At 67.7% G+C, this 25,329-nt stretch carries 22 protein-coding genes, 1 tRNA gene and 1 other RNA gene; 15 read left to right on the top strand and 9 right to left on the bottom strand.

Translation table 11 applies throughout. From position 1 onward, the window contains the following. Positions 1-48: 48 nt before the first annotated feature. Positions 49-1,560, top strand: coding sequence for a GTPase HflX (gene hflX, locus AC6CHX_RS03690; RefSeq protein ID WP_498271666.1), 1,512 nt, complete (start codon positions 49-51; stop codon positions 1,558-1,560). Positions 1,561-1,567: 7 nt separating this feature from the next. Here hflX and AC6CHX_RS03685 read toward each other — a convergent pair whose 3' ends face one another. Continuing rightward, positions 1,568-2,233, bottom strand: a complete 666-nt coding sequence (locus AC6CHX_RS03685) for an SIMPL domain-containing protein (protein ID WP_498271665.1) — start codon at positions 2,231-2,233, stop codon at positions 1,568-1,570. Positions 2,234-2,374: 141 nt separating this feature from the next. Here AC6CHX_RS03685 and ssrA point away from each other — a divergent pair. Together ssrA and AC6CHX_RS03675 are read left to right on the top strand one after the other, a co-directional pair. Continuing rightward, positions 2,375-2,744: a transfer-messenger RNA gene (gene ssrA, locus AC6CHX_RS03680) on the top strand. 114 nt (positions 2,745-2,858) lie between these two features. Beyond that, complete coding sequence (locus tag AC6CHX_RS03675; RefSeq protein WP_498271664.1) at positions 2,859-5,720, top strand: HAD-IC family P-type ATPase; 2,862 nt, start codon at positions 2,859-2,861, stop codon at positions 5,718-5,720. 24 nt (positions 5,721-5,744) lie between these two features. On the opposite strand, the gene AC6CHX_RS03670 is transcribed toward AC6CHX_RS03675, so the two are convergent. Both AC6CHX_RS03670 and AC6CHX_RS03665 read right to left on the bottom strand, forming a co-directional pair. Then, positions 5,745-6,317 (bottom strand): hypothetical protein, encoded by a 573-nt coding sequence (locus AC6CHX_RS03670; protein WP_498271663.1) that lies wholly within the window; start codon positions 6,315-6,317, stop codon positions 5,745-5,747. 20 nt (positions 6,318-6,337) lie between these two features. Further along, entirely contained in the window at positions 6,338-7,135 is a 798-nt protein-coding gene (locus tag AC6CHX_RS03665) for an inositol monophosphatase family protein (RefSeq protein ID WP_498271662.1), read from the bottom strand. Positions 7,136-7,289: 154 nt separating this feature from the next. Between AC6CHX_RS03665 and AC6CHX_RS03660 the strand changes: the two genes are divergently transcribed. The 5 genes from AC6CHX_RS03660 (at position 7,290) to AC6CHX_RS03640 (ending at position 12,317) form a co-directional block, all read left to right on the top strand. Then, positions 7,290-7,362, top strand: a tRNA-Lys gene (locus AC6CHX_RS03660). Positions 7,363-7,479: 117 nt separating this feature from the next. Then, on the top strand, positions 7,480-8,340 hold the full coding sequence (locus AC6CHX_RS03655) for a hypothetical protein (RefSeq protein ID WP_498271661.1): 861 nt from the start codon (positions 7,480-7,482) through the stop codon (positions 8,338-8,340). A gap of 16 nt (positions 8,341-8,356) precedes the next feature. Next, complete coding sequence (locus tag AC6CHX_RS03650) at positions 8,357-9,259, top strand: hypothetical protein (RefSeq protein WP_498271660.1); 903 nt, start codon at positions 8,357-8,359, stop codon at positions 9,257-9,259. Positions 9,260-9,326: 67 nt separating this feature from the next. Continuing rightward, on the top strand, positions 9,327-9,947 hold the full coding sequence (locus AC6CHX_RS03645; RefSeq protein WP_498271659.1) for a hypothetical protein: 621 nt from the start codon (positions 9,327-9,329) through the stop codon (positions 9,945-9,947). Positions 9,948-10,763: 816 nt separating this feature from the next. Beyond that, on the top strand, positions 10,764-12,317 hold the full coding sequence (locus AC6CHX_RS03640; RefSeq protein WP_498271658.1) for an Ig-like domain-containing protein: 1,554 nt from the start codon (positions 10,764-10,766) through the stop codon (positions 12,315-12,317). A gap of 109 nt (positions 12,318-12,426) precedes the next feature. Here the strand turns inward: AC6CHX_RS03640 and AC6CHX_RS03635 are convergent, their stop codons facing one another. The 4 genes from AC6CHX_RS03635 to AC6CHX_RS03620 form a co-directional block, all read right to left on the bottom strand. Continuing rightward, a complete protein-coding gene (locus tag AC6CHX_RS03635) occupies positions 12,427-12,909 on the bottom strand; it encodes a YbaK/EbsC family protein (protein ID WP_498271657.1) in 483 nt (160 codons plus the stop codon). 71 nt (positions 12,910-12,980) lie between these two features. After that, positions 12,981-14,210: an MFS transporter gene (locus tag AC6CHX_RS03630; RefSeq protein ID WP_498271656.1), complete on the bottom strand. Its 1,230-nt coding sequence runs from the start codon at positions 14,208-14,210 to the stop codon at positions 12,981-12,983. Next, on the bottom strand, positions 14,207-14,644 hold the full coding sequence (locus tag AC6CHX_RS03625) for a MarR family winged helix-turn-helix transcriptional regulator (protein ID WP_376105304.1): 438 nt from the start codon (positions 14,642-14,644) through the stop codon (positions 14,207-14,209). Before AC6CHX_RS03625 ends, AC6CHX_RS03630 begins: the two co-directional genes overlap by 4 nt. 37 nt (positions 14,645-14,681) lie before the next feature. Continuing rightward, the gene (locus AC6CHX_RS03620; protein WP_498271655.1) at positions 14,682-15,470 is read right to left on the bottom strand and encodes an IclR family transcriptional regulator; all 789 of its coding nucleotides are present in this window, start codon (positions 15,468-15,470) and stop codon (positions 14,682-14,684) included. Positions 15,471-15,575: 105 nt separating this feature from the next. On the opposite strand from AC6CHX_RS03620, the gene AC6CHX_RS03615 reads away from it, so the two are divergent. The 3 genes from AC6CHX_RS03615 to AC6CHX_RS03605 are packed head-to-tail and all read left to right on the top strand — an operon-like array spanning position 15,576 to position 18,196. Then, positions 15,576-16,349: a CoA transferase subunit A gene (locus AC6CHX_RS03615; protein WP_498271654.1), complete on the top strand. Its 774-nt coding sequence runs from the start codon at positions 15,576-15,578 to the stop codon at positions 16,347-16,349. A gap of 1 nt (position 16,350) precedes the next feature. After that, positions 16,351-17,019, top strand: coding sequence for a CoA transferase subunit B (locus AC6CHX_RS03610; protein WP_498271653.1), 669 nt, complete (start codon positions 16,351-16,353; stop codon positions 17,017-17,019). Then, entirely contained in the window at positions 17,012-18,196 is a 1,185-nt protein-coding gene (locus AC6CHX_RS03605; protein WP_498271652.1) for an acetyl-CoA C-acetyltransferase, read from the top strand. The genes AC6CHX_RS03610 and AC6CHX_RS03605 overlap by 8 nt, the downstream gene beginning before the upstream one ends. A 24-nt stretch (positions 18,197-18,220) precedes the next feature. Here the strand turns inward: AC6CHX_RS03605 and AC6CHX_RS03600 are convergent, their stop codons facing one another. Both AC6CHX_RS03600 and AC6CHX_RS03595 read right to left on the bottom strand, forming a co-directional pair. Continuing rightward, the gene (locus AC6CHX_RS03600) at positions 18,221-18,520 is read right to left on the bottom strand and encodes a hypothetical protein (RefSeq protein WP_136043744.1); all 300 of its coding nucleotides are present in this window, start codon (positions 18,518-18,520) and stop codon (positions 18,221-18,223) included. Between the two features lie 9 nt (positions 18,521-18,529). Further along, positions 18,530-19,735, bottom strand: coding sequence for an aminotransferase-like domain-containing protein (locus AC6CHX_RS03595; protein WP_498271651.1), 1,206 nt, complete (start codon positions 19,733-19,735; stop codon positions 18,530-18,532). A 235-nt stretch (positions 19,736-19,970) separates the two neighbouring features. On the opposite strand from AC6CHX_RS03595, the gene AC6CHX_RS03590 reads away from it, so the two are divergent. The 4 genes from AC6CHX_RS03590 (at position 19,971) to ilvD (ending at position 25,283) form a co-directional block, all read left to right on the top strand. Next, positions 19,971-21,233, top strand: coding sequence for an MFS transporter (locus AC6CHX_RS03590; protein ID WP_498271650.1), 1,263 nt, complete (start codon positions 19,971-19,973; stop codon positions 21,231-21,233). Between the two features lie 65 nt (positions 21,234-21,298). Next, positions 21,299-22,705: an alpha,alpha-trehalose-phosphate synthase (UDP-forming) gene (locus AC6CHX_RS03585; protein ID WP_498271649.1), complete on the top strand. Its 1,407-nt coding sequence runs from the start codon at positions 21,299-21,301 to the stop codon at positions 22,703-22,705. Positions 22,706-22,757: 52 nt separating this feature from the next. Continuing rightward, positions 22,758-23,555: a trehalose-phosphatase gene (otsB, locus tag AC6CHX_RS03580; protein ID WP_498271648.1), complete on the top strand. Its 798-nt coding sequence runs from the start codon at positions 22,758-22,760 to the stop codon at positions 23,553-23,555. Between the two features lie 9 nt (positions 23,556-23,564). Continuing rightward, on the top strand, positions 23,565-25,283 hold the full coding sequence (gene ilvD, locus AC6CHX_RS03575) for a dihydroxy-acid dehydratase (protein WP_091027444.1): 1,719 nt from the start codon (positions 23,565-23,567) through the stop codon (positions 25,281-25,283). Positions 25,284-25,329: the final 46 nt, after the last annotated feature.

Genomic DNA, 25,329 nt, shown 5'->3' with positions numbered 1-25,329 from the left:
GCGGGCTAAGGTTAAGGCTCGCTACAAAACCCCAGAGACAAGGAACGGATGACGGATACCACGACACCCTCCAACGGCGACAACACCGTCGATCGCGTGCTCGCGAACGCAGAGAAGCGCTCGGACCTCCACGTGTTCGGAGCAGCACAGGCGCTGCAGGACGAGTCGACCGCCGCGCACGCCAGCACGGACGGGGCGCAATGGGACCTCGAAGACCGTCACGCGCTCCGTCGCGTGGGCGGACTCTCGACCGAGCTCGAAGACGTCACCGAGGTCGAGTACCGCCAGCTGCGCCTGGAGAACGTCGTGCTCGTCGGCGTGTACCCGCAGGGTGCTCAGGAGGATGCCGAGAATTCGTTGCGCGAGCTCGCCGCGTTGGCGGAGACCGCGGGTGCTGTCGTCCTCGACGGTGTCCTGCAGCGCCGCCCGCACCCCGATGCGGCCACGTATCTCGGGCGTGGCAAGGCTCAGGAGCTCAAGGACATCGTCGCCGCGGTCGGGGCCGACACCGTCATCGCCGACACAGAACTCGCACCGAGCCAACGACGCGCGCTCGAGGATGTCGTCAAAGTGAAGGTCATCGACCGCACGACCGTGATCCTCGACATCTTCAGCCAGCATGCGAAGAGCCGCGAAGGCAAGGCCCAGGTCGAACTCGCTCAGCTCGAGTATCTGCTCCCTCGTCTTCGCGGCTGGGGTGACTCCATGAGCCGCCAGGCCGGTGGTCAGGTCGGTGCCGGCGGTGCGGGCATGGGTTCCCGCGGCCCCGGTGAGACCAAGATCGAGCTCGACCGGCGACGGATCCGCACCAAGATGGCTCTCCTGCGCCGGCAGATCCGCGACTTCGGGCCGGCTCGCGAGGCGAAGCGTGCCGAGCGCAAGCGCAACACGATCCCGTCGGTGGCGATCGCGGGCTACACCAACGCGGGCAAGTCGAGTCTGCTCAACGCGCTCACCAGCGCCGGCGTCCTGGTCGAGAACGCACTGTTCGCGACCCTGGATGCGACCGTACGCCGTTCGGAGACCGAAGACGGCCGCGTCTACACGCTGACCGACACCGTCGGTTTCGTCCGCAACCTCCCACATCAGCTCGTCGAGGCCTTTCGGTCGACGCTGGAGGAGGTCGGAGAGGCAGACGTCGTGCTGCACGTCGTCGATGCGTCGCACCCCGACCCGGCCGGTCAACTGCAGACGGTGCGCGATGTGCTGGGCGATGTCGGCGTGCGGGACCTCCCGGAAATCGTCGTCTTCAACAAGGCCGACCTGATCGACGACGACGAGCGACTGGTGCTCCGCGGTCTGCAACCGGATGCGCACTTCGTGTCGTCACGGTCCGGCGAGGGCATCGGAGAACTGCGGGCCGTCATCGAGGAAGCCCTCCCGAAGCCGGCGATCGAGGTTCACGCGGTGATCCCCTACGATCGCGGCGACCTCGTGGCGGCCATCCATGAGACGGGGATGCTCCTCGGGGTGGAGCATCAGGAGGCCGGCACGGCTGTGCACGCACGGGTGTCCGAACGCCTCGCGGCAGAACTCGCCCCCTTCACTGTCGGCAGCTGACCCGGGCTCAGCGGGCGAGGAAGCGCGCTTCGACCGTCGCGGAGATGACGATCTCCTCCGGCTCGTATTCCATGGCCGGTGCTGCGTCGGCGGCGAATGCGACCCCTCCGCGGGCCTTCATCATGGGGGCACCCGGCATCGGCTGCCCGCTCGAGATGAGGCCGACGTCGGCGATCTCGAGCGGCGTGACCTCGTCGAGGCCGAGAGCGCCCGCATAGGCTTTGGCGCGGGTCACGGCGACGCTGACGGCCTCGGAGGCCACCTCCCGCTCGACCTGAGTTCGCGTCACGGGGGTGAGGTGCCAATCCACCCACCCCACATCGACGCCGTCCCACGGAGAGATGTCGGACACCCAGATCGAGAGCTCGGATGCTTCGGCGAACGTCGCGGTGAAGTCGATGCTCGCGTAATAGACGGGTGCGAGGCGCTTGCCGTCGTTGTTCCACGGGCGCTCGGCTCGCACGGAGAGTCGCTTGCTGGTCCAGTCGACGATGCTGCCCGCGTCTGCCCGCTCGGTGATGCTGCCGCGCACGGGCTCGGCCAGCCGCATCACGTGTTCGACGACGGTCGTTCGCTCGGAACCCTCCGCCCGCACGCTCACACGGATGGTGGCGCGCTCGGGGGCGATACGCGCCTCGTGCTCGCCGCGGACGGTGACGGTGACTTCGCTCATGGGCCGACTCTACGCCAGCAGTTCCGACCTCCACGGAATGGCGGAGAGCCGGGGAACGTTGTAGTCTGTGATGCTCGGGTGTTCGTCGCTCGAGATGGTAATTCCACAGTGTGACAGCGGCTCCTTCGAGAGAAGGACCACGGGGCTGATCGGTTTCGACAGCGCCTGTGAATCCACGAGAAGCGGGCCGAGGATGCAGAGTTATCTCGTTAACGCTCTCTGCAAAAAAATAGTTGCCGAAACCAAGCGCAACGACTTCGCCCTCGCTGCATAAGCGAGCCCGATAGTCCGTCAGGCCGTATGTGATTCCGATACGGATCCTGGCGTCATTTAGGAATCTTGCTGCGTGATGGCGTCTGGACGTCACGTGGGACTCTTCCCAGGCTGGGCTCGTCGACTTAGGTGTCTGTGACAAAGGTCGGAGCCGAGTAGAACGTCTTCACAGACTGCGCCCGGAGAAGGCGTGGAGACTCAGCGTTGGACGGGGGTTCGATTCCCCCCAGCTCCACCAAGCCGTTGTCACAGAAGAAGCCCCGTGCTCTCCTTTCAAGGAGGTCACGGGGCTTCTTCGTGTGCGGGGACGGGTGTACTCCGCTGGTTTCGACGGGGACCTATATTGAGGTCTGTGGAATCGACCCCCGAAACCGACTCGACCGGTCTCACCCGAGCCGAGGTCGCCGAGCGCGTCGCGTCCGGGAGGACGAACGCCTTCGTGGCGGACACGAGCCGAAGCGCGTGGAGCATCGTGCGCGCGAACGTGTTCACGCTCTTCAACGGCATCGTCTTCGCGTGCTTCTTCGTCCTCTTCCTGGTCGGGCGTTGGCAGGATGCGCTCTTCGGGCTTGCGGCCTTCGCAAACGCGATCATCGGCTGTGTTCAGGAGTTCCGAGCGAAGTCGGCCCTCGATCGCCTCGCGCTGATGAACGCACCGCGTGCGCTGGTGCTCAGGGACGGTGCCGAGGAGGAGATCGCCCCCACCGAGGTGGTGCTCGATGAGGTGCTCGTCTTCCGCGCCGGTGAGCAGGTGCCCGCCGACGCTCGGATCTTGACGGCGCGTGGGCTGCAGATCGATGAGTCGATGCTGACCGGCGAGTCGGACCCGGTGGAGAAACAGCCGGGCGACGAGGCGCTTTCGGGCGCGGTGGTCGTCGCGGGCGAGGGCACCGCGCAGGCGACCCGCGTGGGCGCCGACTCTTATGCCAACCACTTCGCGGGTGAAGCGAAGCGCTTCTCGCTCGTCTCCAGCGAGCTCCGTTCGTCGGTCAACCGGGTCCTGAAGTGGGTGAGCTGGGTGATCGGACCGGTGGGGCTGCTCGTCCTGAACGCGCAGATCATCGTCACCGGCGGGTACGCCACCGTCTTCTCCAGCGGCGCCTGGGTGCAGGCCGTCGTGAACACCATCGCCGCACTGACAGCCATGATCCCGCTCGGGCTGGTGCTCATGACGAGCATCGCATTCGCCGTCGGCGCATCGAAACTGGCGCGCAGGCAGGTTCTCGTGAATGAACTCCCCGCGGTCGAAGGACTCGCCCGGGTCGATGTCGTCTGCCTCGACAAGACGGGCACGCTCACGGTGGGGGAGATCGGGTTCGACGAAGCTCACGGACTCGCCGGCCTCACATCGGAGCGTGCGGAGGCTGCAGCAGCGGCGCTGGGCTGGTATGCCGCGTCTCCGGATGCGAATGCCACGGCGCGATCGATGCGATCGGCATATCCGGCCGGGTCTCCGCTCACGGTCGCGGAGTACATCCCGTTCTCCTCCGCGCGCAAGTGGAGCGCGGTTTCCTTCGAGGAGGTTGCAGGGACCTGGGTGATGGGTGCACCGGAGATGGTGTTCGGCGATGCCGCGACCTCGAACGGGACCGAGCTCGGGCGCACTGTCACCGCCCTCGCAGAGACCGGACGTCGCACGCTGGTCCTCGGTCACGCGGAAACGGCGCTGTCCGAGGCGGATGTCGATTCCGAGCGGCTTCCGGACGGCGTGGCCGCTTCCATCGTCCTGACCTTCCGCGAGCAGGTCCGCCCCGACGCCGCACAGACGCTCGAGTACTTCGCGCGGCAGGACGTGGGCATCCGGATCATCTCGGGCGACAACCCGCGCACTGTGGCGGCGATCGCGCGCGAGGTGGGATTGGACGTCGACGAGGGGTTCGATGCACGTCGCCTTCCCGACGACGATGTCGAACTCGCAGACGTGCTCGACGCGCACATGGTGTTCGGACGCGTCTCGCCCGAGCAGAAGAAGCGCATGGTCTCGGCCTTGCAGAGCCGCGGACACACCGTGGCGATGACCGGAGACGGTGTCAACGATGCTCTCGCGATCAAAGCCGCCGACATCGGCATCGCGATGAACTCGGGGTCGCCCGCCACGAAGGCCGTGGCGCGGCTGGTGCTGCTCGACGGTCAGTTCTCGCACCTGCCCGATGTCGTCGCGGAAGGGCGCCAGGTCATCGCGAACATCGAACGCGTCTCGATGCTCTTCCTGAACAAGACCGTGTACGCCACGCTGCTCGCGATCATCTTCGGGGTGTTCGTGCTCGAGTTCCCGTTCCTCCCGCGTCAGCTCTCCATCACCGACGGCCTCACGATCGGCATCCCGGCGTTCTTCCTCGCGCTCATGCCCAACGCGGCGCGCTATGTGCCCGGGTTCCTCCGGCGATCGTTGAGCTTCGCCATCCCCTCGGGGATCGTCGTGGCGCTCGGCCTCACGTGGTTCACCTTCGTCGCGCGCGGGCTCGGGGCAGATGAGGAGCAGCTGCGCACCGGAGCGACCGTCATCCTCGCCGTCGTCGGCATCTGGGTGCTGGCTGTCCTCGCCCGCCCCCTCAACCGCTTCAAGGTGCTCGTCGTGGGAGCGATGTTCGTCCTGCTCATCGCCGTGTTCTCGCTTCCCCTCGCACGACGGTTCTTCGTCCTCGTCGATCCGGGGGAAGACGTCGCGATCGCGCTCACCGGGATCACGATCGTGATGGTCGCTGCGATCGAGCTGGTGCGCATCGTGCATCGCCGGCTCGTCCTGAGGGAGGAGCCGACAACGGTGCCTGCACCGGCGGCCGAGCCGGGCGTCGGCGCCGATCGTGGGCTGGCGACGGTCATCACGACGACGGTCGCGGTGCTCTCCTACGTGTTCGGGATCTTCGCGACGGGCTTCGGCATCGTGGTCTTCCTCGGACGCTACGATCCGGACGTGAGCGCCTCCGCGTTCTCGCTCGCGGGCGCGGCCATCGCGCTGTTCGGCCTGCTGGTGTTCGCGGTCGCCGCCGGTGTCCGCCGGGGAAGTGGGCTCTCGCGGCTGCTGCTCACCATCTTCCTCGGGGTCGTGATCGCGCTCAGTGCGGTCGTCCTCGTCTTCGGAGAGCGGTGGGACTGGGGAGCAGCCGTCACCGCCGTGGTCGCTGCCCTCATCGTCGTCCTGCTGTGGACGCCACCGGTCGCCCGGGGGTTCCGGCCCGTCCTCGAGAGCTCGATGGGGAGGGCAGCGCCGTAGCGACGTCGCGCGCTCGAGTGGAGCTCAGCCGGTCCACTCGATGAGGATCAAGCCTTGACGCGTGTCCGCGAACCGGACCCATCCGTCTCCGAACAGATAAGTCATCCCGTAACCGTCTTCATCGAGTCCCATCGCGTATCGCGGATCCTCTGTGAAGTAGACGCCGTCGGAGCCGTCTTCCCGTTTCCAGCCCTCGGCGAGGAGACCGGCCTGAGCCTGTGCGGCATCCTCCGTGCTCAGGGCCGACCAACCATAGAGCTGCCCGTGGTCGGACGCGACGCTGTAGTCGGCCCAGAAGCACAGCAGCCCGTCGGTCAACGCCTCGCCCCCGACGACGAACTCCTTCGGCTGTGCCGTCCATCCCATATCGGTGAACGCGGAGACCGTTCCCTCCGAGATCATGGATTCGCACGTGAGCTCCGCGGGACGCTCCGGCGCGCTCGAGCTCGCGGGTTCGGGCGTCGCAACGGGGCTGGGGGCGACGGCCTCTGCCGTGGGTGTGGGCGTGGCCGGCGGCTCCGCAGGCGCTCCGCACGCCGTCAGTGCCGCCAGAAGCAACAGGACGCCGGCAGCGGCGGACATGTTGCGGGGGGTCATGGTGCGTCTCGTGATCCGGGTCAGTCGTGCAAGAGGTTCAGGAACTCTTCGTGAAGGGTGCCGTTGGTGGCGAGTGTCGAGCGCGCCGATATCGTCTCGGCGCCGTCGATAGCCGTCATGCGTCCTCCGGCCTCCCGGACGATCGGCACCGCTGCGGCGATGTCGTACTCCTTGACGTCGAACTCGGCGACCATATCGATGCGCCCCTCGGCGAGAAGCATGTAGGAGTACACATCGCCATATGCTCGGTCGCGCCAGACGCGCGCCGCGACCCTGAGGAGAGTGTCGAGTCGTCTCGCGTCGGACCACTGTGCGATGCTCTGGAAGCTCACGCTGGCATCGTCGAGTGATGACACGGCGGAGACCTGGAGCCGGCGGGGCTCGCCGTCGGCGGCCGTCCAGGAGCCTTGGCCGTCGGCTGCCCACCAGCGTCGGCCGAGTGCCGGCATGCTGACGACACCGACCTGGGGGACACCATCGATAGCGAGAGCGATCATCGTGCCCCACAGCGGAACGCCGCGGAGGAAGTTCGCCGTGCCGTCGATGGGGTCGACGATCCACTGCCGGTGCGTCCCGCCCTGCGCGCCGAACTCCTCGCCGAAGATTCCGTCGTCGGGCCGCTCGGTCTCGAGGATGGCGCGGATCGCACGCTCCGTGGCGAGGTCGGCGTCGGTCACATGCGACTTGTCGGCCTTGGTCGAGACCTCGAGGTCGGCGGCGTCGAACCGCGGGAGCGACTGGGCGTCGGCGGCGTCGGCGAGGCGGAGAGCGAGGAGGAGATCGCTGCGCAGGTCATCGGCGTGAGGGGAGGCGGTCACGCTCCCAGGATAGTCGGCGGAAGAACGGGCGCTGAGGGCCGAACGGCCATGTTTCCGAGTGCGACGGGGACCGGCGCGCCCGGGCCCGGCTCGATTTCGCATGGGGCCGGTCGGCTGGTAATGTAATTCCTCGGTCGGGGTTATCCCGGGCCACGCACCTCTAGCTCAATCGGCAGAGCAACTGACTCTTAATCAGTGGGTTCTCGGTTCAAGTCCGAGGGGGTGCACGGATTAAGCCTCAGAGATCTCGCCATCTCCGGGGCTTTTTCTCTGTCTGCGCCAGTCGCCGGAAACGCCGAACAGCGCGAGAACAGCGTGCGTGTCTCGGGTGTGGCGTGTCACGGATGAGCCATGATGATGACGTGAACTGGAGACGACGTGGCGCAGACCTGGCCGAACTGGAGGCGCTGCACCCAGGGGTCCCCTCGTGGCTGAAGCAGTTTCTCTTGAACTGGGTCGAGGCAGTCGCCTACGACGGGCGGGAAGCTCCATATGGCACCGGGCGTGTGCCAAATCTGCGTTGGTTAGCTGAGTATGAGACGGCGGTCAGGCGTTCTACTTCGCTGATGACCGTCTTTCGCAACGGGGGAGCTTCGTACCTGCTCCAGCAGATGGGAGAAGACGAGTTTCTTGACTTCGTGGACTTCCTCGTATTCAAGGTGGAGAAAGAACGTCAAGGGGCACGGGAACTTCTCGCAAAGCTCGAAGGGTATCTGGCGGCTGCCGGGTCTGAGTGGCGCGTGGGCGCTCGGGATGGATTCGCTTCGCTCGAGAAGCGAGTGCCGGATGGCGTCGCTCTCGCTGCGGAGGAGACGATCGCCCACTCGGGGGACGCGGGTGCGCTACTGGCGGAGGCCTGGCATGCCGCATTCGGTAGATCGCCTGACCCCGAGGAGGCCTACGAGAAGGCGATCAAAGCCGTCGAGGAAGCGGGCTGGGACAAGGTCTCACCCAAGAATCAGAAGGCCACTCTGGGATCGATGGTGCGCGATATGAAGGCTCAGAAGGACTGGGCGATTGCGTTCGGCCCGACGCAAAGCAACGTGGCTGTTCAGATGGCGGATGCGCTCTGGGTTGATCAGGAGGGCCGCCACGGGGGCAATGGATACCGGAAGCCGACCCAGGCCGAGGCGGAGGCTGCGGTACTTCTGGCGGTCTCGCTGGTCCAGTGGTTCAGTTCTGGCGCCCTCGCCCGGCGACCATAGCTGGGAACGGAACGCAATGTCAGAACGTGAAGGTGTGAGTCCGTCCAGATATCTCATACCGTTGACGTCGATCAATCCGGGGGACCGGGTCGAGGGGGAACACTCGTTGGTGACGGCTTGCGCCTCGCAGGCCCAGATCGCTCTCATTCATCTGCAGCGCATCTGGGCGCGGGAAGGTAATCCGCCCGATCTCGACGTTTGGAGTTCCGTCCACGATCCTCTGGAGGTCTGGGCAGACTTGCAGGGTGCGCTGACGGCTGGGATAGTGATGTCGCGCCTGCTGAAGCCGCCAGGTGTGCATCCACGGCGGCCATTGACCCAGAAACAATCGCAAGCAAACTCGAACGCGAGGGGCGACCGGCTTCGGAGCCTGCTCGACGTTTCCGACGACTCTGTCCTGCTCGCTATCAGCGCGGTACGCGACCCGGTTGAACACATCGACGAACGATTCGATGGGGCAGTTGAGAATGCCAACGTTCACTCCATAAGCGACCTTTACATCGCTCACTTGATGTACCAAGACGATTGGCTCAACAGCTCGCCAGCTCCCGGGAGCGGCCCGCTGCACGCCAACATGCGGACATTCCTGCCGGTTTCAGGCGAGATCCTCTATGGCGCCGAGCGATTCGATCTCTTCGCGTACGAGGAGGCGCTGCTCAAGCTTCTCCTGGCGGTCCCTGCCGCGAGGAGGAGTATTGAAGCCGACCGCTCGACCGGCAGTCAGCGGAGCTACGGATCTTCCCGGCCGGTGTTGATCAACCCCCAGTACATCCGACAGCGTAGGGCAGCGCTCGCAAACATGCGCGAAGCGAGGTCAACGCCAGGATTGCGAGCAAATAACGTCGATGACCCTCAGACCGTCGTGATGGGCATAACGCTACCGAGCGACGGCCCGACGGACGCTAGCCCGGACGCCTGAGCGGCGTGACGTTCGCGGCGTCCGCCTCAGCTGCGCGGGAGTCGGCGGGCTAGGGCAGTATGAGCACATGCACACGGATCTAGACGACGCGGTCGTCGCAGTTTCGATGGCGGACGTCTGGATTCAAGCCATCATCGCGTTGGTGACCCTGGGCGGTATCATCGCGTCCATCTGGATCGCGCGGAGCGGACAGAAGAGCGACCTCAAGCTCGCCAGAAGCGAGGCGGACAGGGCCGAGCGAGCCGATGCTGCGAGCCAAGCCGCATCCGAGCGATCCGAGGCCGCGAGTCGGCTGAGCATCGACACGATGACGCGCATCGCGGACGCGCTCGACAAGCTAGCTGCGGACGGTATTCATGTCGGCGATCTGCACGTTCTCGGGACCGAGACTGCCTCTGCGAAGGTCGCCTGGGTGCTCAGGCACTTTGAGGGCGACATGTACTTGCTTGAGAATGTCGGTGACGCGACGGCCTACGACGTTAGCCTCGACGCCGATCCAACTTTGATGCGGTTCGGGAGGCAGTGGGAGCCCACCCCCGAACTCAAGTCCGGTGAGGTGGTGCAGTTCGGAGCCGTGCGGACCATGGGCACTCGCGACTCGACCATCACTGTGCAGTGGCGCAACGCTGCTGACGCCGAAGAGCAGACGTGGCGCTATCCGTTGCCGCCACGTCCACCCCGACGCTAGCCAAGTCTTCTGAGCGGAGTGATAACGCCTGAGTCCGCCTCAGCCGCAGCCATGATGTCGTCCAGCACGGCGACGTTCGGGCGGCGTCTTGCAAGTGGCCGTATACGTCTACTGTCGTCTGGTAGCTCGCATGGCCCATCCATCGGCTGACCTCGTAGAGCGTGTACTGGGCACCCTTGCCGATCTTGGAGATCATGACCGTGGCGTAGTAGTAGCGGAGATCGTGCCAGCGGACGCCGACCAGCCCAAGCTCTTTGAGCGCAGGCTTGAAGTAGTAGCGGATGACCGAGCCGACATCGAACTGCTGGTCGTAGTCCAGCCTGCGCGGGTCACCCATACTGCCGGGGACACGACCCGGCCACAGCGCTGCGCTCGGGTCGGCTGCGTGCGGGCGCCCAGCGAGGTATTTCGCCCAGTTCCTCGCGCAAAGCTCGGGAGATTGGCGCGGAGCGCTTGCCCGCTGGTGTTTTCGGGGTCATCCGGGGATGTCGGGGAGCATTGGTGGCCCAGCCCCAAGCTCTCTTAATCACTGGGTTCTCGGTTCAAGTCCGAGGGGGTGCACGGATCAGCCTCGGAAACTCTCGCCAGTTTCCGGGGCTTTTCTGCTTTCTTGTCGATGTGGGTGCGTTCGCCGTTCAGGCGCCGGCCCCGACACCGCGATTCTGGGGACTCGCAGAGAATGCCGTTATATCGCGTAATGGGTCCTCTTCAGGGCCGTCTCTCACACGGGGACAACCGCGTCGCCGTCATCGAATGGGCCGCTGTGAAGCAGCGCATCCGAGGCGGTGGGGCTTCGACAAGAAACTGGGGAACACCGTGTACAGAAGAGACCGACGCGCCCGCGCGCGCCGCACATCCATCACATTCGTCGCTGCCGCTGCGGTGGCACTCATCGGTTCGATGGCGCTCGGGGGAGCCGGAACAGCGGTCGCTGCCGAATATGACCATCCTGCAGCGATAGATCCGGCATCGATCACGGTCACCACCGTGGACGGCGATGAAACCTTGGCGCAGTACGACCAGGTCCGCGTCGACGCCGACTGGTCGGTGCCGGACGGTTCGCTCGGCGGCGAAACGTTCGGGTTCACGCTCCCGAGCCAATTCGCGCGCTCAGGCCTGACCTTCTCGGTGCCCTCCACCGAGGACCCGAGCAAGATCGTCGCCGAATGCGCCGTCAGCAGCGACGCGGCACCCGTCGTGACCTGCACGCTCACGGACTATGTGAACGGGCGCACCGACGTCAACGGCTCGCTGTGGTTCCTCGCCAGCGCGGACGAGCAGACCACGCAGACGACGCTGGAGTTCGTCGTCAACGGCCAGATCACCCGCGTCGAGACTCCCGGCGGCGGGATCGTGCCCCCGGCGTCGCCGCCGACGGACCCTCGGAAAGTCTCCTGGCAGACGGACGACGGCAACATCGCGTGGCAGCTCGATCTCCCGGGGGCGAAGTTCCCGGGAGCAGAGTCGATCATCATCGACGACGTGCTGACCGCACCTGGCGGCGGGTTCGCCGAACACCACAACGAAGACGGCAAGCTCGTGGTGTGGAGCACGGACGCCGGCAACGGTGACTACCGGACGATCACGAACTGGACCGGCTCCTGGAACGAGGCGGGCACCGCGTTCCACCTGGAGATCCCCGGCGCGATCGACACCGCGCGGACGTACTCCGTCAGTTACCTCACGGTCCCGAGCTCGCAGGCCGACGGTACCTCGTTCAGCAACGTCGCCAACGTCAACGGAATCGTCCTGCAGGACCGCGAGGTCTGGCAGGTCACCGGTGGCGGTGACGGAGACGGAACCGCGACCGGCGCATTCACCCTGACCAAGGCCGTCGCCGGCTCCGGAGCGACGGACGTGCCTGCTGGCACCGAGTACACGGTCCGCTACAGCTACGGTGACCCGGCGGTGGAGAACACCGTCGCCGTGACCACAGGAGCGTCGACCGCTCCTGTGCGCCTCCCCGCCGGCACCGTCGTCACGCTCGAAGAGCTGACCCCGCCGGCCATCGACGGCATCGACTGGGGCACCCCGGCGTTCTCGGGCACCGGGGTACGTGTCACTGCGGATGGCGGTGCACAGGTCACCGTCGGCGAGGGCTCGACGCTCGCGATCGCCCTCACCAACACCGCGACCGAGAAGCCGCCGGTCGTCCCGCCGACCGTGCCTCCCACACCGGAGACTCCCGTGACACCGCCGACGGACGTGACGCCGCCGACGGAGCTCCCGCTGACCGGCGAGTCGCTCGCCACGACCGGTGGCGATGTGCCCGCCGTCATGCTCTGGAGTGCCGGTGCCGCGCTCGTTCTCGGTGTCGCACTCACCACGCTGGCTGCCGTGCGCGCCCGGCGCCGCGCGACGCAGAGCTGATCCACGCATCGGGGTCGACGTCGTCAGAGGATTCGCTTCGCGGCGTCGGCCCCGCAACGTGCGCGGGGCTCCGTGCGCACGCTGAACGCGCCCGGGTCCGGAGAAACCCTCAGGCCACGGCGATGACCGTGCCCTCGGTGAGGAGGCGCAGCTGGTCGAACGTGAGCGGCATGACGGTGTGCGGGTGGCCGGCCGCGGCCCACAGCTCGTCATGTTCCTGGAGGGCGTCGTCGAGGAAGGTGCGCAGGGGCGCCGGGTGCCCGACCGGGGCGACCCCGCCGATGGCCTGACCTGTCGCCGAACGGACGACGGCCGCCGGTGCCATCGCCACATCGCGTGCGCCGATGCTCGCGTTGAGAACCGCGAGCTCCGCACGGTGGCCGCCGCTGGTCATGACGAGGACGGGCTCTCCGTCTGCGACGAACACGAGGCTGTTCGCGATCGCGGCGACGTCGCATCCGATCGCTGCCGCCGCCTCCGCCGCCGTGCGAGCCGAGTCCGGCAGGACGCGGATGGAGGTGTCGACACCCGCGGCCTCCAGGTGCTGTTGCACGGCTCTGCTGCGCTCGGGAAGGGGCGTGTCTTCACTCATCGCCCCACGATATCGGAGGGGAGTGGCGCCGGACCGGGCCACTCCGACCGATCCGGCACCCACGCGGTGACTCAGGCGGCGTCACCTACGAGGATCGCTGCGGCGTCCTCGGTCGCGGCATCCTCCGGCTCGTCGTCGATGTGTGCGAGCACGCGACGCCCGAGGAACACCGTCAGTGCCGCGAGGAGGACGGATGCCGCCGCGAACAGGTACGGGACGGTCGCGTTGAACGCGTGCCAGAGCAGCGCCGCGATGGGAGGCGCCATCGCGCCACCGAGGAATCGCACCGCGGAGTACGCGGACGATGCCACGGACCGGGGGAGATCCGTCGCCTCCATGACGGCCTCTGTGAGCACGGTGTTCATCACCCCGAGCAACAGCCCGCCGATGACGATGCAGACCACGAGGGCGGCTGCGCTCTCGACCACGAGCCCGGCGGCGACGAGATCGAGCGCGAGCAGCGGCAGCACCACGAGGATGATCCGCGTGCGCGGCATGCGGCGCATCAGCACCGGCGCCACCCAGACACTCGTGACGGCGAGGGCGACGCCCCAGCCGAAGAACGTGAATCCGATGCCCATGGCGCCGAAACCCAGCGGGAACGGCGAGAAGGCCAGCAGCACGAAGAACCCGATGTTGTAGAACAGGGCGGCGACCGCGAGGATCGCGAGCGCGGGACGGCGAAGGGCCGTGAACGGGGCGGAGAAGGGCACGGGGACTCGCTTCTCGCCCGGCCCGCGCAGGAGCACGAGCACGGCGACGAACGCGACGGCCATCAGCACGACGACACCGAAGAAGGGGCCGCGCCAGCTCTGCTCGCCGAGGAGGCCGCCGAGCAGTGGCCCCACCGCGATGCCGAGGCCGAGCGCTGCTTCGTACAGGATGATCGCGGCGCTGCTCCCACCGGACGCGGCACCGACGATCGTGGCGAGCGCGGTCGAGATGAACAGCGCGTTGCCGAGTCCCCAGCCTGCGCGGAAGCCGATGACGGCATCGACGCTGCCGCTGAGCGCGCACAGGAGAGCGAACACGACGATGAGTGCGAGGCCGATGAGCAATGTGGCCTTGGCGCCGATACGGCTGGAGATCCAGCTGGTCACCAGCATCGCGAGGCCGGTCACGAGCAGGTAGCTGGTGAAGAGCAGTTCCGTCTCCACCGGCGAGGCCTGAAGCGACTCCGCGATCGCGGGGAGGATCGGATCGACGAGTCCGATTCCCATGAAGGCGACGACGCATGCGAAGGCGACGGCCCAGACCTGCGCCGGCTGTTTCCACACCGAGGGGGTGGCGGTGGTGTTCACCGAGATTCTCCTGTTCGTTCCGTAGTGGTGTGCGCAGCGAGGATCTCGGCCGCGCGTGTGAGCGTGGACCAGTCGTCGTCGCTCAGCGCGGCGAACCGGGGCGCGAGGGTCTCGCGGAACTCGGCGCGCCAGGCCGCGACGGCGGCAGCCCCCTGCGGGGTGATGTCGACGACGGTCGCTCGCGAGTCGTCCGGGTCGGGGGAGCGCCGCACGAGCCCGTCCTTCTCCAGCATGCCGAGGAGACGGGTCATGCCGGGTTGGGTGGTGCGCGCAGCGGCGGCCAGTTCGCCCACGCGCCGGGCCCCCTCCTGTTCGAGGAGGCTCAGCACCCGCCATTGCGCGGCGGGTGCGTCGTTGCCGGCATCCTGCGCCGCGATGCGGCCCAGCGCGTAGCCGGAAAGCACCAGCGACGCGATTACGTCCGAACGATTCATACCAACAAGTATATACCGTGCGGTATGTATGTGTCGGTTAGCGTCGCGCGTTCGCTATCCGTGCAGAGAGTTGATGGGCGTGTGCGAGCAGAGTGCGACCGAGCTCGGCCATGCGATCCGGACCGAAGCGGAACTCGACGCCGGTCAGACTCAACGCCCACTCCGGGCGACCGGAGCGATCGAAGACAGCGGCGCCGATGCCCCAGCTGCCCTCGACGATCAGGCCGGGATTGACGGCGTACCCGCGCTCCTTGGTCTCGGTCAGTCGCGCGCGCAGTGCGCGCGGGCGGTGCGTGGGCCCCCACGCGCTCTCGAGGTCGGGATGCCGCTCCAGATACGCGTCCACATCATGGTCAGGCAGGAAAGCCAGGATCGCGAGCCCCGCACTCGCGACACCGAGGGGGAACCTCACCCCCTCGCTCAGGACGAAGGAGCGGATCGGGAAGGGGCCTTCCTCCCGAAGCAGGCACACCGTCTCGTCGCCCCGACGCACGGAGAAGAATGCGCTCTCCTCGGTCTTGACCGCCAGCGACCGGACGATGTCCCGTGCGAGCGCGGTCACGTCGTAGCGCGCGGCGGCGACCGAACCCATCAGGAACAGCTCGGGGCCGGGCATCCAGCGGGTGCTGTCCTCGTCGCGGTCGACCAGCCCCTCGAACTTGAGCGCGCTGAGCAGGCGATGAGTGGTCGAGCGCGACAGCTCAGCCGCCTGGGCGAGGTCCTGGAGGTTGGCGCCCTCCGCGCCGGCGGCGGTCACCAATCGGAGCAGGCGAGCCGCGCGAGCGATGGCCTGCGCGCCGGGGACGGAGCGGGCCGTGGATTCCATATCGTGGACGCTACCTCCGGATCTGACCACATCGCAAGACTTGATCGTTGCGCCGAGGGCCGAAGAGCGGATGCTGGAGGGAGGCACGAATTCGAAGGAGCAGACGTGATCGACAAGCAATGGGACTCGGCAGCGCACGCCGTGTCCGACATTCCGGACGGAGCCTCGTTGGCGGTCGGCGGGTTCGGGCTGTCAGGCAACCCGATCGCGCTCATCGAAGCCCTGCTGGCCCAGGGCACGACAGACCTCAGTGTCGTGAGCAACAACTGCGGCGTGGACGACTGGGGGCTCGGCGTCCTGCTCGCGGCGCAGCGCGTCCGCAAGATGACATCGTCGTACGTGGGGGAGAACAAGGAGTTCGAGCGCCAGTTCCTGAGCGGCGAGCTCGAGCTCGAGCTCACTCCCCAGGGGACTCTGGCCGAGAAGCTCCGGGCAGGAGGATCGGGGATCGCGGCCTTCTACACGCAGACGGGGGTGGGCACCCAGGTCGCAGAAGGCGGGCTGCCCCGCCGTTACAACGCGGACGGTACGATCGCCGTCGCCTCCCCGGTGAAAGACGTCCGTTCCTTCGATGTCGACGGCAACCCTGCGGACTTCGTGCTCGAAGAGGCGATCACCACGGACTTCTCGCTCGTGCACGCCGCCCGAGGCGATCGACACGGAAACCTCGTCTTCAACAAAGCGGCGCGCAACTTCAACCCGCTCGCCGCGATGGCCGGACGCATCTGCATCGCTCAGGTCGAACAGCTCGTGGAGCCGGGGGAGCTCGACCCGGACAGCATCCATCTTCCCGGTGTCTTCGTGCACCGCATCGTCGAGGTGGGCACGGACATCCCCAAGCGCATCGAGCGACGCACCGTCGCCGTGGAAGGAGCCTGAGATGGCACTCACGCGAGACCAGATGGCGGCCCGCGCGGCAGCCGAGTTGCAGGACGGCTCCTACGTCAACCTCGGAATCGGGCTGCCGACGCTCGTTCCCAACCACGTGCCCGGCGACGTCACGGTGGTGCTCCAGTCCGAGAACGGCATCCTCGGCGTCGGGCCCTACCCTCGCGAAGACGCCGTCGACCCCGATCTGATCAACGCGGGCAAGGAGACGGTCACGACCCTGCCCGGCGCGGCGTTCTTCGACTCCGCCACCAGCTTCGGGATGATCCGCGGCGGCAAGATCGATGCCGCGATCCTCGGCGCGATGCAGGTCTCGACGAGCGGGGATCTCGCGAACTGGATGATCCCGGGCAAGATGGTGAAGGGCCCCGGCGGTGCCATGGATCTCGTGCACGGTGCCGCTCGGGTGATCGTCCTGATGGAGCACGTGGCCAGGGACGGATCGGCCAAGATCGTGGACGAGTGCTCGCTGCCTCTGACCGGTCGCGGGGTGGTCGACCGGATCATCACGGACCTGGCCGTGATCGACGTCACGCCAGAGGGGCTGACACTCGTCGAGACGGCCCCCGGAGTCAGCGTGGACGAGGTCATCGCCGCGACAGAGCCGCCGCTCACCATCCATCCGGATCTCCTCCACGAAAGGACCTCGCACCATGAATGACAACGACATCGTCATCGTCGCCGCCGCCCGCACACCGCAGGGGCGACTGAAGGGCCAGCTGGCGGCCTTCACCGCACCTCAGCTCGGTTCCTTCGCCATCAGAGGCGCGCTGGAGCAGGGCGCCGTCGATCCGGGGGATGTCGACGCGGTGATCGTCGGACAGGTGCTGGCCGCCGGCTCGGGTCAGAACGCCGCGCGGCAGGCGGCCATCGGGGCCGGCATCGGCTGGGACGTCCCGGCCCACTCCGTGAACAAGGTCTGCCTGTCGGGTTTGACCGCGATCATCGACGCCGCCCGGATGATCCGCACCGGCGACGCGGACGTCGTCGTCGCGGCGGGGATGGAGTCGATGACGCGGGCCCCGCACATGCTGATGGGATCCCGCGACGGCTGGGCATACGGCAGCGTCGAAGTGCTCGATCACATGGCGTACGACGGTCTGACCGACGCCTACGACCGGGAGAGCATGGGCGCGTCGACGGAACGCCACAACGCGCGTTACGAGCTCACGCGGGAGGCGCAGGACCGCGTCGCCGCGCTGTCGCACCAACGAGCGGCCGCCGCGCAGGACGCAGGTCTGTTCGAGGCCGAGATCGTCGCCGTCGACGTGCCCCAGCGTCGGGGCGAGCCGGTTCGCGTGACGAAGGACGAGGGTGTGCGCCCCGACACGACGGTCGAAACTCTCGGCGGCCTGCGCGCGGCCTTCGCGGAGGGTGGATCGATCACCGCGGGGAACTCGTCCCAGATCTCCGACGGTGCATCGGCCGTGGTCGTCACCGCGCGGCGCACGGCCGCGGCGAAGGGGTGGTCGGTGCTCGCGACGGTCGGAGCCAGCGGCCAGACGGCCGGCCCGGACAACTCCCTGCAGGCGCAGCCGGCACGCGCGATCGAGCGCGCGTGCGAAAAGCAGGGGATCGCACCCTCGCAGCTCGACCTCGTGGAGATCAACGAGGCGTTCGGTGCGGTGGTGGCCCGCTCGCAGGTCGAACTCGGGCTGGACGAGGGCATCGTGAACGTCCACGGCGGAGGGATCGCGATCGGACACCCCATCGGTGCATCCGGCAACAGACTCGTGGTGCACGCCGTTCACGAGCTCGTGCGTCGCGGCGGCGGAACCGCTGCCGTCGGCCTGTGCGGCGGTGGCGGTCAGGGCGAGGCGCTGATCCTCACACGGTGAACGATGCGCTCGGGGCGCGCGGCGTCAGCGCCGTGCGTCCTTGGCGTGGTCCTGCGTGTCGGCGAGGGCCTTCTGCGAGCGGAACTGGAGTCGCTGGGCCTTCTTCGCCTTCTTGACCGACTGCGGCGAGTCGGCGTCGACGAGCACACCGCGTCGTTCGCGGTTCATGTCGATCACCGCGCCGACAGCGAGCGCCATCGTGATGCCCCAGCTCAGCCAGGACAGCAGAGAGCGCCAGGTGATCGGCTGCTCGCGGGTGCCGCGGAGCAGCGAGACCCCTGCAGAGATCGCAGCGACGAGTCCGGTGCTGAAGAGGTAGCGCATGCCCCCACGCTACCTTCCCGTGCCCCAGGTCGTCCCGAGCCTTGACAACCCCTCCCTGATCCTGTCAGGGGAGTATGTCGTGAACGACAGGCGAAGCGTCCGCCGATCGGGCGTCCCGGAGTAGAACGAGACGCCGGGGACGTACGCGACATCGTTGGCCAGGGCGGGCCCGAGCGACTCGGCGGCATCCATCCCCTCAGGAAGTCGTGCCCAGACGAACATGCCGCCGTCGGGGCGATTCCAGGTACTGCCGCTCGGCAGCGCGGTGGGCAGAGCTTCGAGCATCGCGTCGCGCCGGGCAGCGTAGGCATCGCGGATGCGCGTGAGCGCGGGCTCCCCACGACCGGAGACGAGATAGTGGGCCGCCGCGGCCTGGTCGATGGTGGAGGTGTGGAGGTCGGCTGCCTGCTTCGCGATCGTGACGGTGGGGCGGATATCCGCCGTCGTGCGGATCCATCCGATGCGCAGCCCGGGCGCGATCACCTTCGAGAAGCTGCCGAGGCTGATGACGTGCTCCGGTGCCAGCGCAGCCAAAGAGGGGAGGGGCTCGCCGGAGTACCGCAGCTGGCGGTAGGGCTCGTCCTCGACGATGCGGAATCCCCATCGCTGTGCGACGGCGGCGATGTCGTGGCGCGCCTCGAGTCCGTGGGTGCGACCGGTGGGGTTCTGGAAGGTGGGCACCGTGTAGAAGAACTTCGGTCTGTGCGCGGTGGCCAGTCGGTCGAGCGCTTCGAGATCCAGCTCGTCCCCGTCGTAAGGGACGCCGATGACGCGCGCCCCGGCCAGCGCGAAGGTCTGCAGCGCCGCGAGGTAGCACGGCTCCTCGACCAGGATCGTGTCGCCCGGGTCGAGGAGCGTCGTCGAGATCAGACCGAGCCCCTGCTGCGAACCCGTCGTGATGATGAGGTCGGATGCCGTGGTGGGCAGCCCGTCTTCCGAGTACCGCCGGGCGACCTCCTCCCGGAGCTGCGCGTCTCCCTCGGACGTCGAGTACTGCAGCACGCCGGGGGAGTCGAGCACGGCGTCGAATGCTGCGCGGATGCCGTCGACGTCGAAGAGCTCGGGTGCGGGAAGGCCGCCCGCGAACGAGATGACCTCTGGGCGCGCGGTCAGCGCGAGAAGGTCGCGCACCGGGGAGGTCTTCGCGGTGCCCGCGCGTTGCGAGCGCGGAGGCAGGGAGAGTGCGGTGGCAGCGGCATGCGGGGCGGTGGTCAACGGAGGACTTCCTCGGAGGAGTGAGGTGCGGGACTGCAGTGCGGCGGTGTCGCCCAGAATAGACCCGTCTCGAACGTTGCTCGTCATGGTCTCCTCCCGGCAGATCCCCGGGCGCATCCGCTATCCTGGGCTCGTCGCGGCTCGCCGCGGCCGCAAAAACCGTGTATCTACCGGCCGTCGGCATCCCGGCGGACAGCGGCGGCACCCGACATCGCGTCTTCGACGCGCGAGAGCCATGACACGCGAATCAGCACCCCCACAGATCATCGAGCCGAGCCCGAGCCTTCTGCGTCTCGCCGGACTTCCCTACTTCCTCATCGCCTTCATCGCGCGGCTTCCGTTCGCCATGATGGTCGTCGGCGTCTTGACCGTCGTCGTCTCGGCCCGAGGGTCGCTCTCGCTGGGCGGGCTCACGTCGGCGGCCGTCGGCCTCGGGACGGCGTGCTTCGGTCCCCTTCTCGGTGCCGCCGCCGACCGGTTCGGCCAGCGGGTGGTCCTGGTCGTGCTCGCACTGGCGAACGGCGCCATGCTCCTGCTCTTCACCTTCGTGGTCTACGGGGATGCCGCAGACGGCTTCGTGCTGCTGGCGGCGGTCGGCATCGGCGCCACGGCGCCGCAGGTCGCTCCGCTCTCGCGTTCGCGTCTGGTGACCATCATCGCCGATCGGATGCCGGAGGCGCGTCGCGCCAAGACGGTGTCCGGGACGATGGCGTACGAGTCCGCGGCCGATGAGACCGTGTTCGTCTTCGGGCCCTTCCTGGTCGGCATCCTGGCGTCCGCGTTCGCGCCCTGGGCTCCGCTGGTGGGCGCTGCCGTGCTCACCGTCGTCTTCGTCGGCGCTTTCGCGTTGCACCCCAGCGGACGTCACGTCTCGCAGGACCGCGACGCGGATGGGCGGGCGCCGTCCGCGGTCTCGGAACTGTTCCGGCCACAGCTGCTCATCGTCGTCCTCGGCATCCTCGGCGTGGGAATCTTCTTCGGGACGATGCTCACGTCGCTGACGTCGTTCATGGCCGACCGCGGTGCGCCCGAGCAGGCGGGTCTGCTCTACGGAGTGATGGGTGTCGGTTCGGCGGTGCTCGCGCTGGGTGTCGCCTGGCTTCCTCCGTCGTTCTCGATGCGCGCACGGTGGCTCGTCTTCGCCGGCATCCTGCTCGCCGGAACGCTTCTGCTCGGCTTCGTCGACTCGCCGGGAACGATGATGCTCGCGCTGGCGATCATGGGAATCGGCATCGGACCCACCCTGGTCACCCAGTACAGCTTCGGGGCCGCGCGCAGTCCGCGTGGACGCTCCGCGACGGTCATGACGATGCTGGGCTCCGGCGTCGTGGTCGGGCAGTCGATCGGCGCCGCCGTGGCCGGCGAGATCGCCGAGAACGTCGGAACGTCCGCTGCGCTCCTGCTGCCGATGATCGCGGCATTCATCGCCTTCGGTGCAGGCGTGGCGAACTGGGCTCTCAGCAGTGAGAGGCGCCCCCGTTCGTCGGTGACGGTCTGACCTCCGGCAACGGTATTCCGCGATCCTGGGTAGGTTTGATTCATCGCTGATGTGAGGAGTCCCCCTTGACCGCCGCAGATTTCGTCGTCGTCGCCAATCGCCTCCCGGTCGACCGGGTGGAGGGCCCTGACGGCGAGGAGGTCTGGCGCACGTCGCCCGGTGGGCTCGTAGCCGCTCTCGAGCCGATGATGCGCAACGTGCACGGTGCGTGGGTGGGCTGGGCGGGGCAGGCGGATGTCGAGCTGGAGCCGTTCGAAGCCGGTGGCATCGAATTGGTTCCCGTCGCGCTGAGCGCGCAAGAGGTTGCGGAGTACTACGAGGGCTTCGCGAACGACACGATCTGGCCGCTGTACCACGACGTGATCGCGCCGCCGCAGTACCACCGCGAATGGTGGGATGCGTACGTCCGGGTCAACCGCCGGTTCGCCGAGTCCGCCGCTGCGGCCGTCGCGAAGGAGGGCACCGTCTGGGTTCACGACTACCAGCTGCAGCTCGTCCCGCAGATGCTGCGCGAACTGCGGCCGGATGTGACGATCGGCTACTTCCACCACATCCCGTTCCCGGCTCACGGCCTCTACGCCCAGCTGCCATGGCGCGATCAGGTGCTGCGCGGACTGCTCGGTGCCGATGTCATCGGCTTCCAGCGGGCTCAGGACGCCACCTATTTCCTGACGGCAGTGCGCCGCAGACTTCGCTACGAGGTCAAGGGGCCCCACGTGTCTGTCCCAGAGGGCGAGGGGTCACGCACCGCGCTGGCGCGGGCGTTCCCGATCTCCATCGACACGACGCCGTACATCGAGCTCGCAGCGCGCGAGGATGTCCGCGCGCGCGCCGCCGAGATCCGCGCGAGCCTCGGCAACCCCAAGCGCATCCTGCTCGGCGTCGACCGACTCGACTACACCAAGGGCATCCGCCACCGCATCAAGGCCTACGGGGAGCTGCTCGCGGAGGGACGGCTCAACGTCGAAGACGTCACGCTCGTCCAGGTCGCGAGCCCCAGCCGGGAGCGCGTCGACGCCTACGTGCACCTGCGTGACGAGATCGAGCTCGCGGTCAGCCGCATCAACGGTGACACCGACACGATGGGCCACTCCGCCATCCGATACCTGCACCAGGGCTATCCGCGCGAGGAGATGGTCGCGCTCTACCTGGCCGCCGACGTGATGCTGGTCACTGCGCTGCGCGACGGCATGAACCTCGTCGCCAAGGAGTACGTCGCCACGCGCGTCGACGATCGCGGCGTCCTCGTGCTCAGCGAGTTCACCGGTGCGGCGGACGAGCTGCGGCAAGCGGTGCGGGTCAACCCGCACGACATCGAAGGGCTCAAGGATGCGATCATGACCGCGGTGGAGATGCCCCCGGCCGAGCAGGGGCGGCGCATGAGGTCGCTGCGTCGTCGCGTGCTGGACAACGATGTGAACGCCTGGTCCTCCTCGTTCCTCACCGCCCTGTCCGAGGTGCGCGGACGCTGAGCATCCGCGGGGCCGCGATACTGGGAACGAACCCCCTGCGATTGGAGAACCTGTGACGCGCCCCTGGATCCCCGGAACCGCCGACGACGACCTGAGCGCCCTGGCGGCGACGCCGCGCCTGGTCGTGGCACTCGACTTCGACGGCACCGCCTCACCGCTGGTGCCCGACCCGATGGCTGCGCGCGCGCTTCCGGAGGTCGCCATCCAGGTGGAGCGCCTCGCGTCGCTTCCCGACACTGTCGTGGCCTACGTCTCCGGACGCAGCATGCACGACCTGCGCGTGATCACCGAGCACGCCGACGACTCCGCGATCGCGCTGGCGGGTTCGCACGGCGCGCAGTACTGGTTCCCCGGCGAGGGGGACGCCGACATCGCGGGCGATGTCACCGAGGACGGCTCGCGCGAAGAGCTGTGGGCGGCCGCGAAGCCGATCATCGAGCGCTACGAGGGTGCCGAGTTCGAGCCGAAGACCTTCGGCATGGGCGTGCACACCCGCCGCGCGGACCCTGCGACCGAGAAGCGCGTCTTCGCCGAGATCGACGCTCTCGTCGCCGAACGATTCCCGCACTGGCGCCGTCGAGCCGGACACCGCGTGCTGGAGTTCTCCTCGCGCGCGGAGGGCAAGGACGCGGCGATGTCCGCGCTCCGGGAGCGCTTCGACGCCACCGGAATCCTGTTCGCCGGCGACGATGTCACGGACGAGGACGCGATGCGCGTGCTCGGGCCCGGTGACCTCGGAGTGCGTGTCGGCCCGGGGGAGAGCGCTGCGGCGCTTCGTGTGGACACTCCACAACAGATCGCCGCGCTTCTGGAGGCGCTGGCGGACGAACGCACCTCCGCGCAGCAATAGACTTCCGTCATGTCCTCGCATGATCCCTCCAATAGCGCGCCCATCGACATCAAGCCCCGTAGCCGCGTCGTCACCGACGGCATCGAGGCCACGACCTCCCGAGGCATGCTCCGTGCCGTCGGGATGGGAGACGCCGACTGGGACAAACCGCAGATCGGCATCGCGTCCAGCTGGAACGAGATCACGCCCTGCAACCTGAGCCTCGACCGGCTCGCGCAGGGCGCCAAGGAGGGCGTGCACTCGGGCGGCGGGTACCCGCTGCAGTTCGGCACGATCTCCGTCTCGGACGGCATCTCCATGGGCCACGAGGGCATGCACTTCTCGCTGGTGTCGCGTGAGGTCATCGCGGACTCCGTCGAGACCGTGATGATGGCCGAGCGCCTCGACGGCTCCGTCCTGCTCGCCGGCTGCGACAAGTCGATCCCGGGCATGCTCATGGCGAGCGCCCGCCTCGACCTCTCGAGCGTGTTCCTGTACGCCGGCTCGATCGCACCGGGGTGGGTCAAGCTCTCCGACGGCACCGAGAAGGACGTCACCATCATCGACTCGTTCGAGGCGGTCGGCGCGTGCCGTGCCGGTCTCATGAGCGAAGAGGACCTCAAGCGCATCGAGTGCGCGATCGCCCCGGGTGAGGGTGCCTGTGGCGGTATGTACACCGCCAACACGATGGCATCCGTCGCCGAGGCGCTCGGACTCAGCCTCCCGGGGTCGGCAGCGCCGCCCGCCGCAGACCGCCGGCGTGACTACTTCGCGCACCGCTCGGGCGAGGCGGTCGTGAACCTGCTCCGTCAGGGGATCACGACGCGCGACATCCTCACCAAGGAGGCGTTCGAGAATGCGATCGCCCTGGCGATGGCCCTCGGCGGCTCCACCAATGTCGTGCTGCACCTGCTGGCGATCGCGCGCGAGGCCGACGTCGAGCTGAGCCTGCACGACTTCAACCGCATCGGCGACAAGGTTCCCCACGTCGCCGACATGAAGCCGTTCGGCAAGTACGTCATGAACGACGTCGACCGGCACGGCGGCATCCCCGTGATCATGAAGGCGATGCTCGACGAGGGCCTCCTGCACGGTGATGCACTCACCGTCACGGGCAAGACGCTCGCCGAGAACCTCGCCGACCTCGACCCGCAGCCGATCGACGGCGAGGTCATCCACACGTTCGACAACCCCATCCACGCGACGGGCGGACTCACGATCCTGCACGGCTCGCTGGCTCCCGAGGGCGCCGTCGTGAAGACAGCCGGCTTCGATGCCGCCGTGTTCGAGGGCCCTGCCCGGGTGTTCGAGCGCGAGCGTGCCGCCATGGACGCCGTCGCCGAGGGCGAGATCGAGCCCGGCACCGTCATCGTCATCCGCTACGAAGGCCCCAAGGGCGGACCGGGTATGCGCGAGATGCTCGCCATCACGGCGGCCATCAAGGGCGCGGGGCTCGGAAAAGATGTACTACTCTTGACTGACGGACGATTCTCAGGCGGCACAACCGGCCTGTGCATCGGCCACATAGCACCCGAAGCGGTGGACGCAGGTCCTATCGCCTTCGTGCGCGATGGTGATCTGATACGGGTCGATATCGCAGCTCGCTCTCTCGATCTACTCGTCGATGACGCAGAGCTCGCCTCCCGCCGTTCCGGCTGGGAGCCGCTTCCCCCGCGCTACACCCGAGGCGTTCTTGCCAAGTACTCGCGCCTCGTGCGGTCCGCCGCCGAGGGAGCGACCACCGGCTGACCCGGCCGCCCGGCGTCCGGTGTCCTCCACAGATCATCAGAAGGAA

This window comes from Microbacterium sp. GQ128 (assembly GCF_059758615.1).
This window is presented reverse-complemented; position numbering and strand designations above follow the sequence as displayed.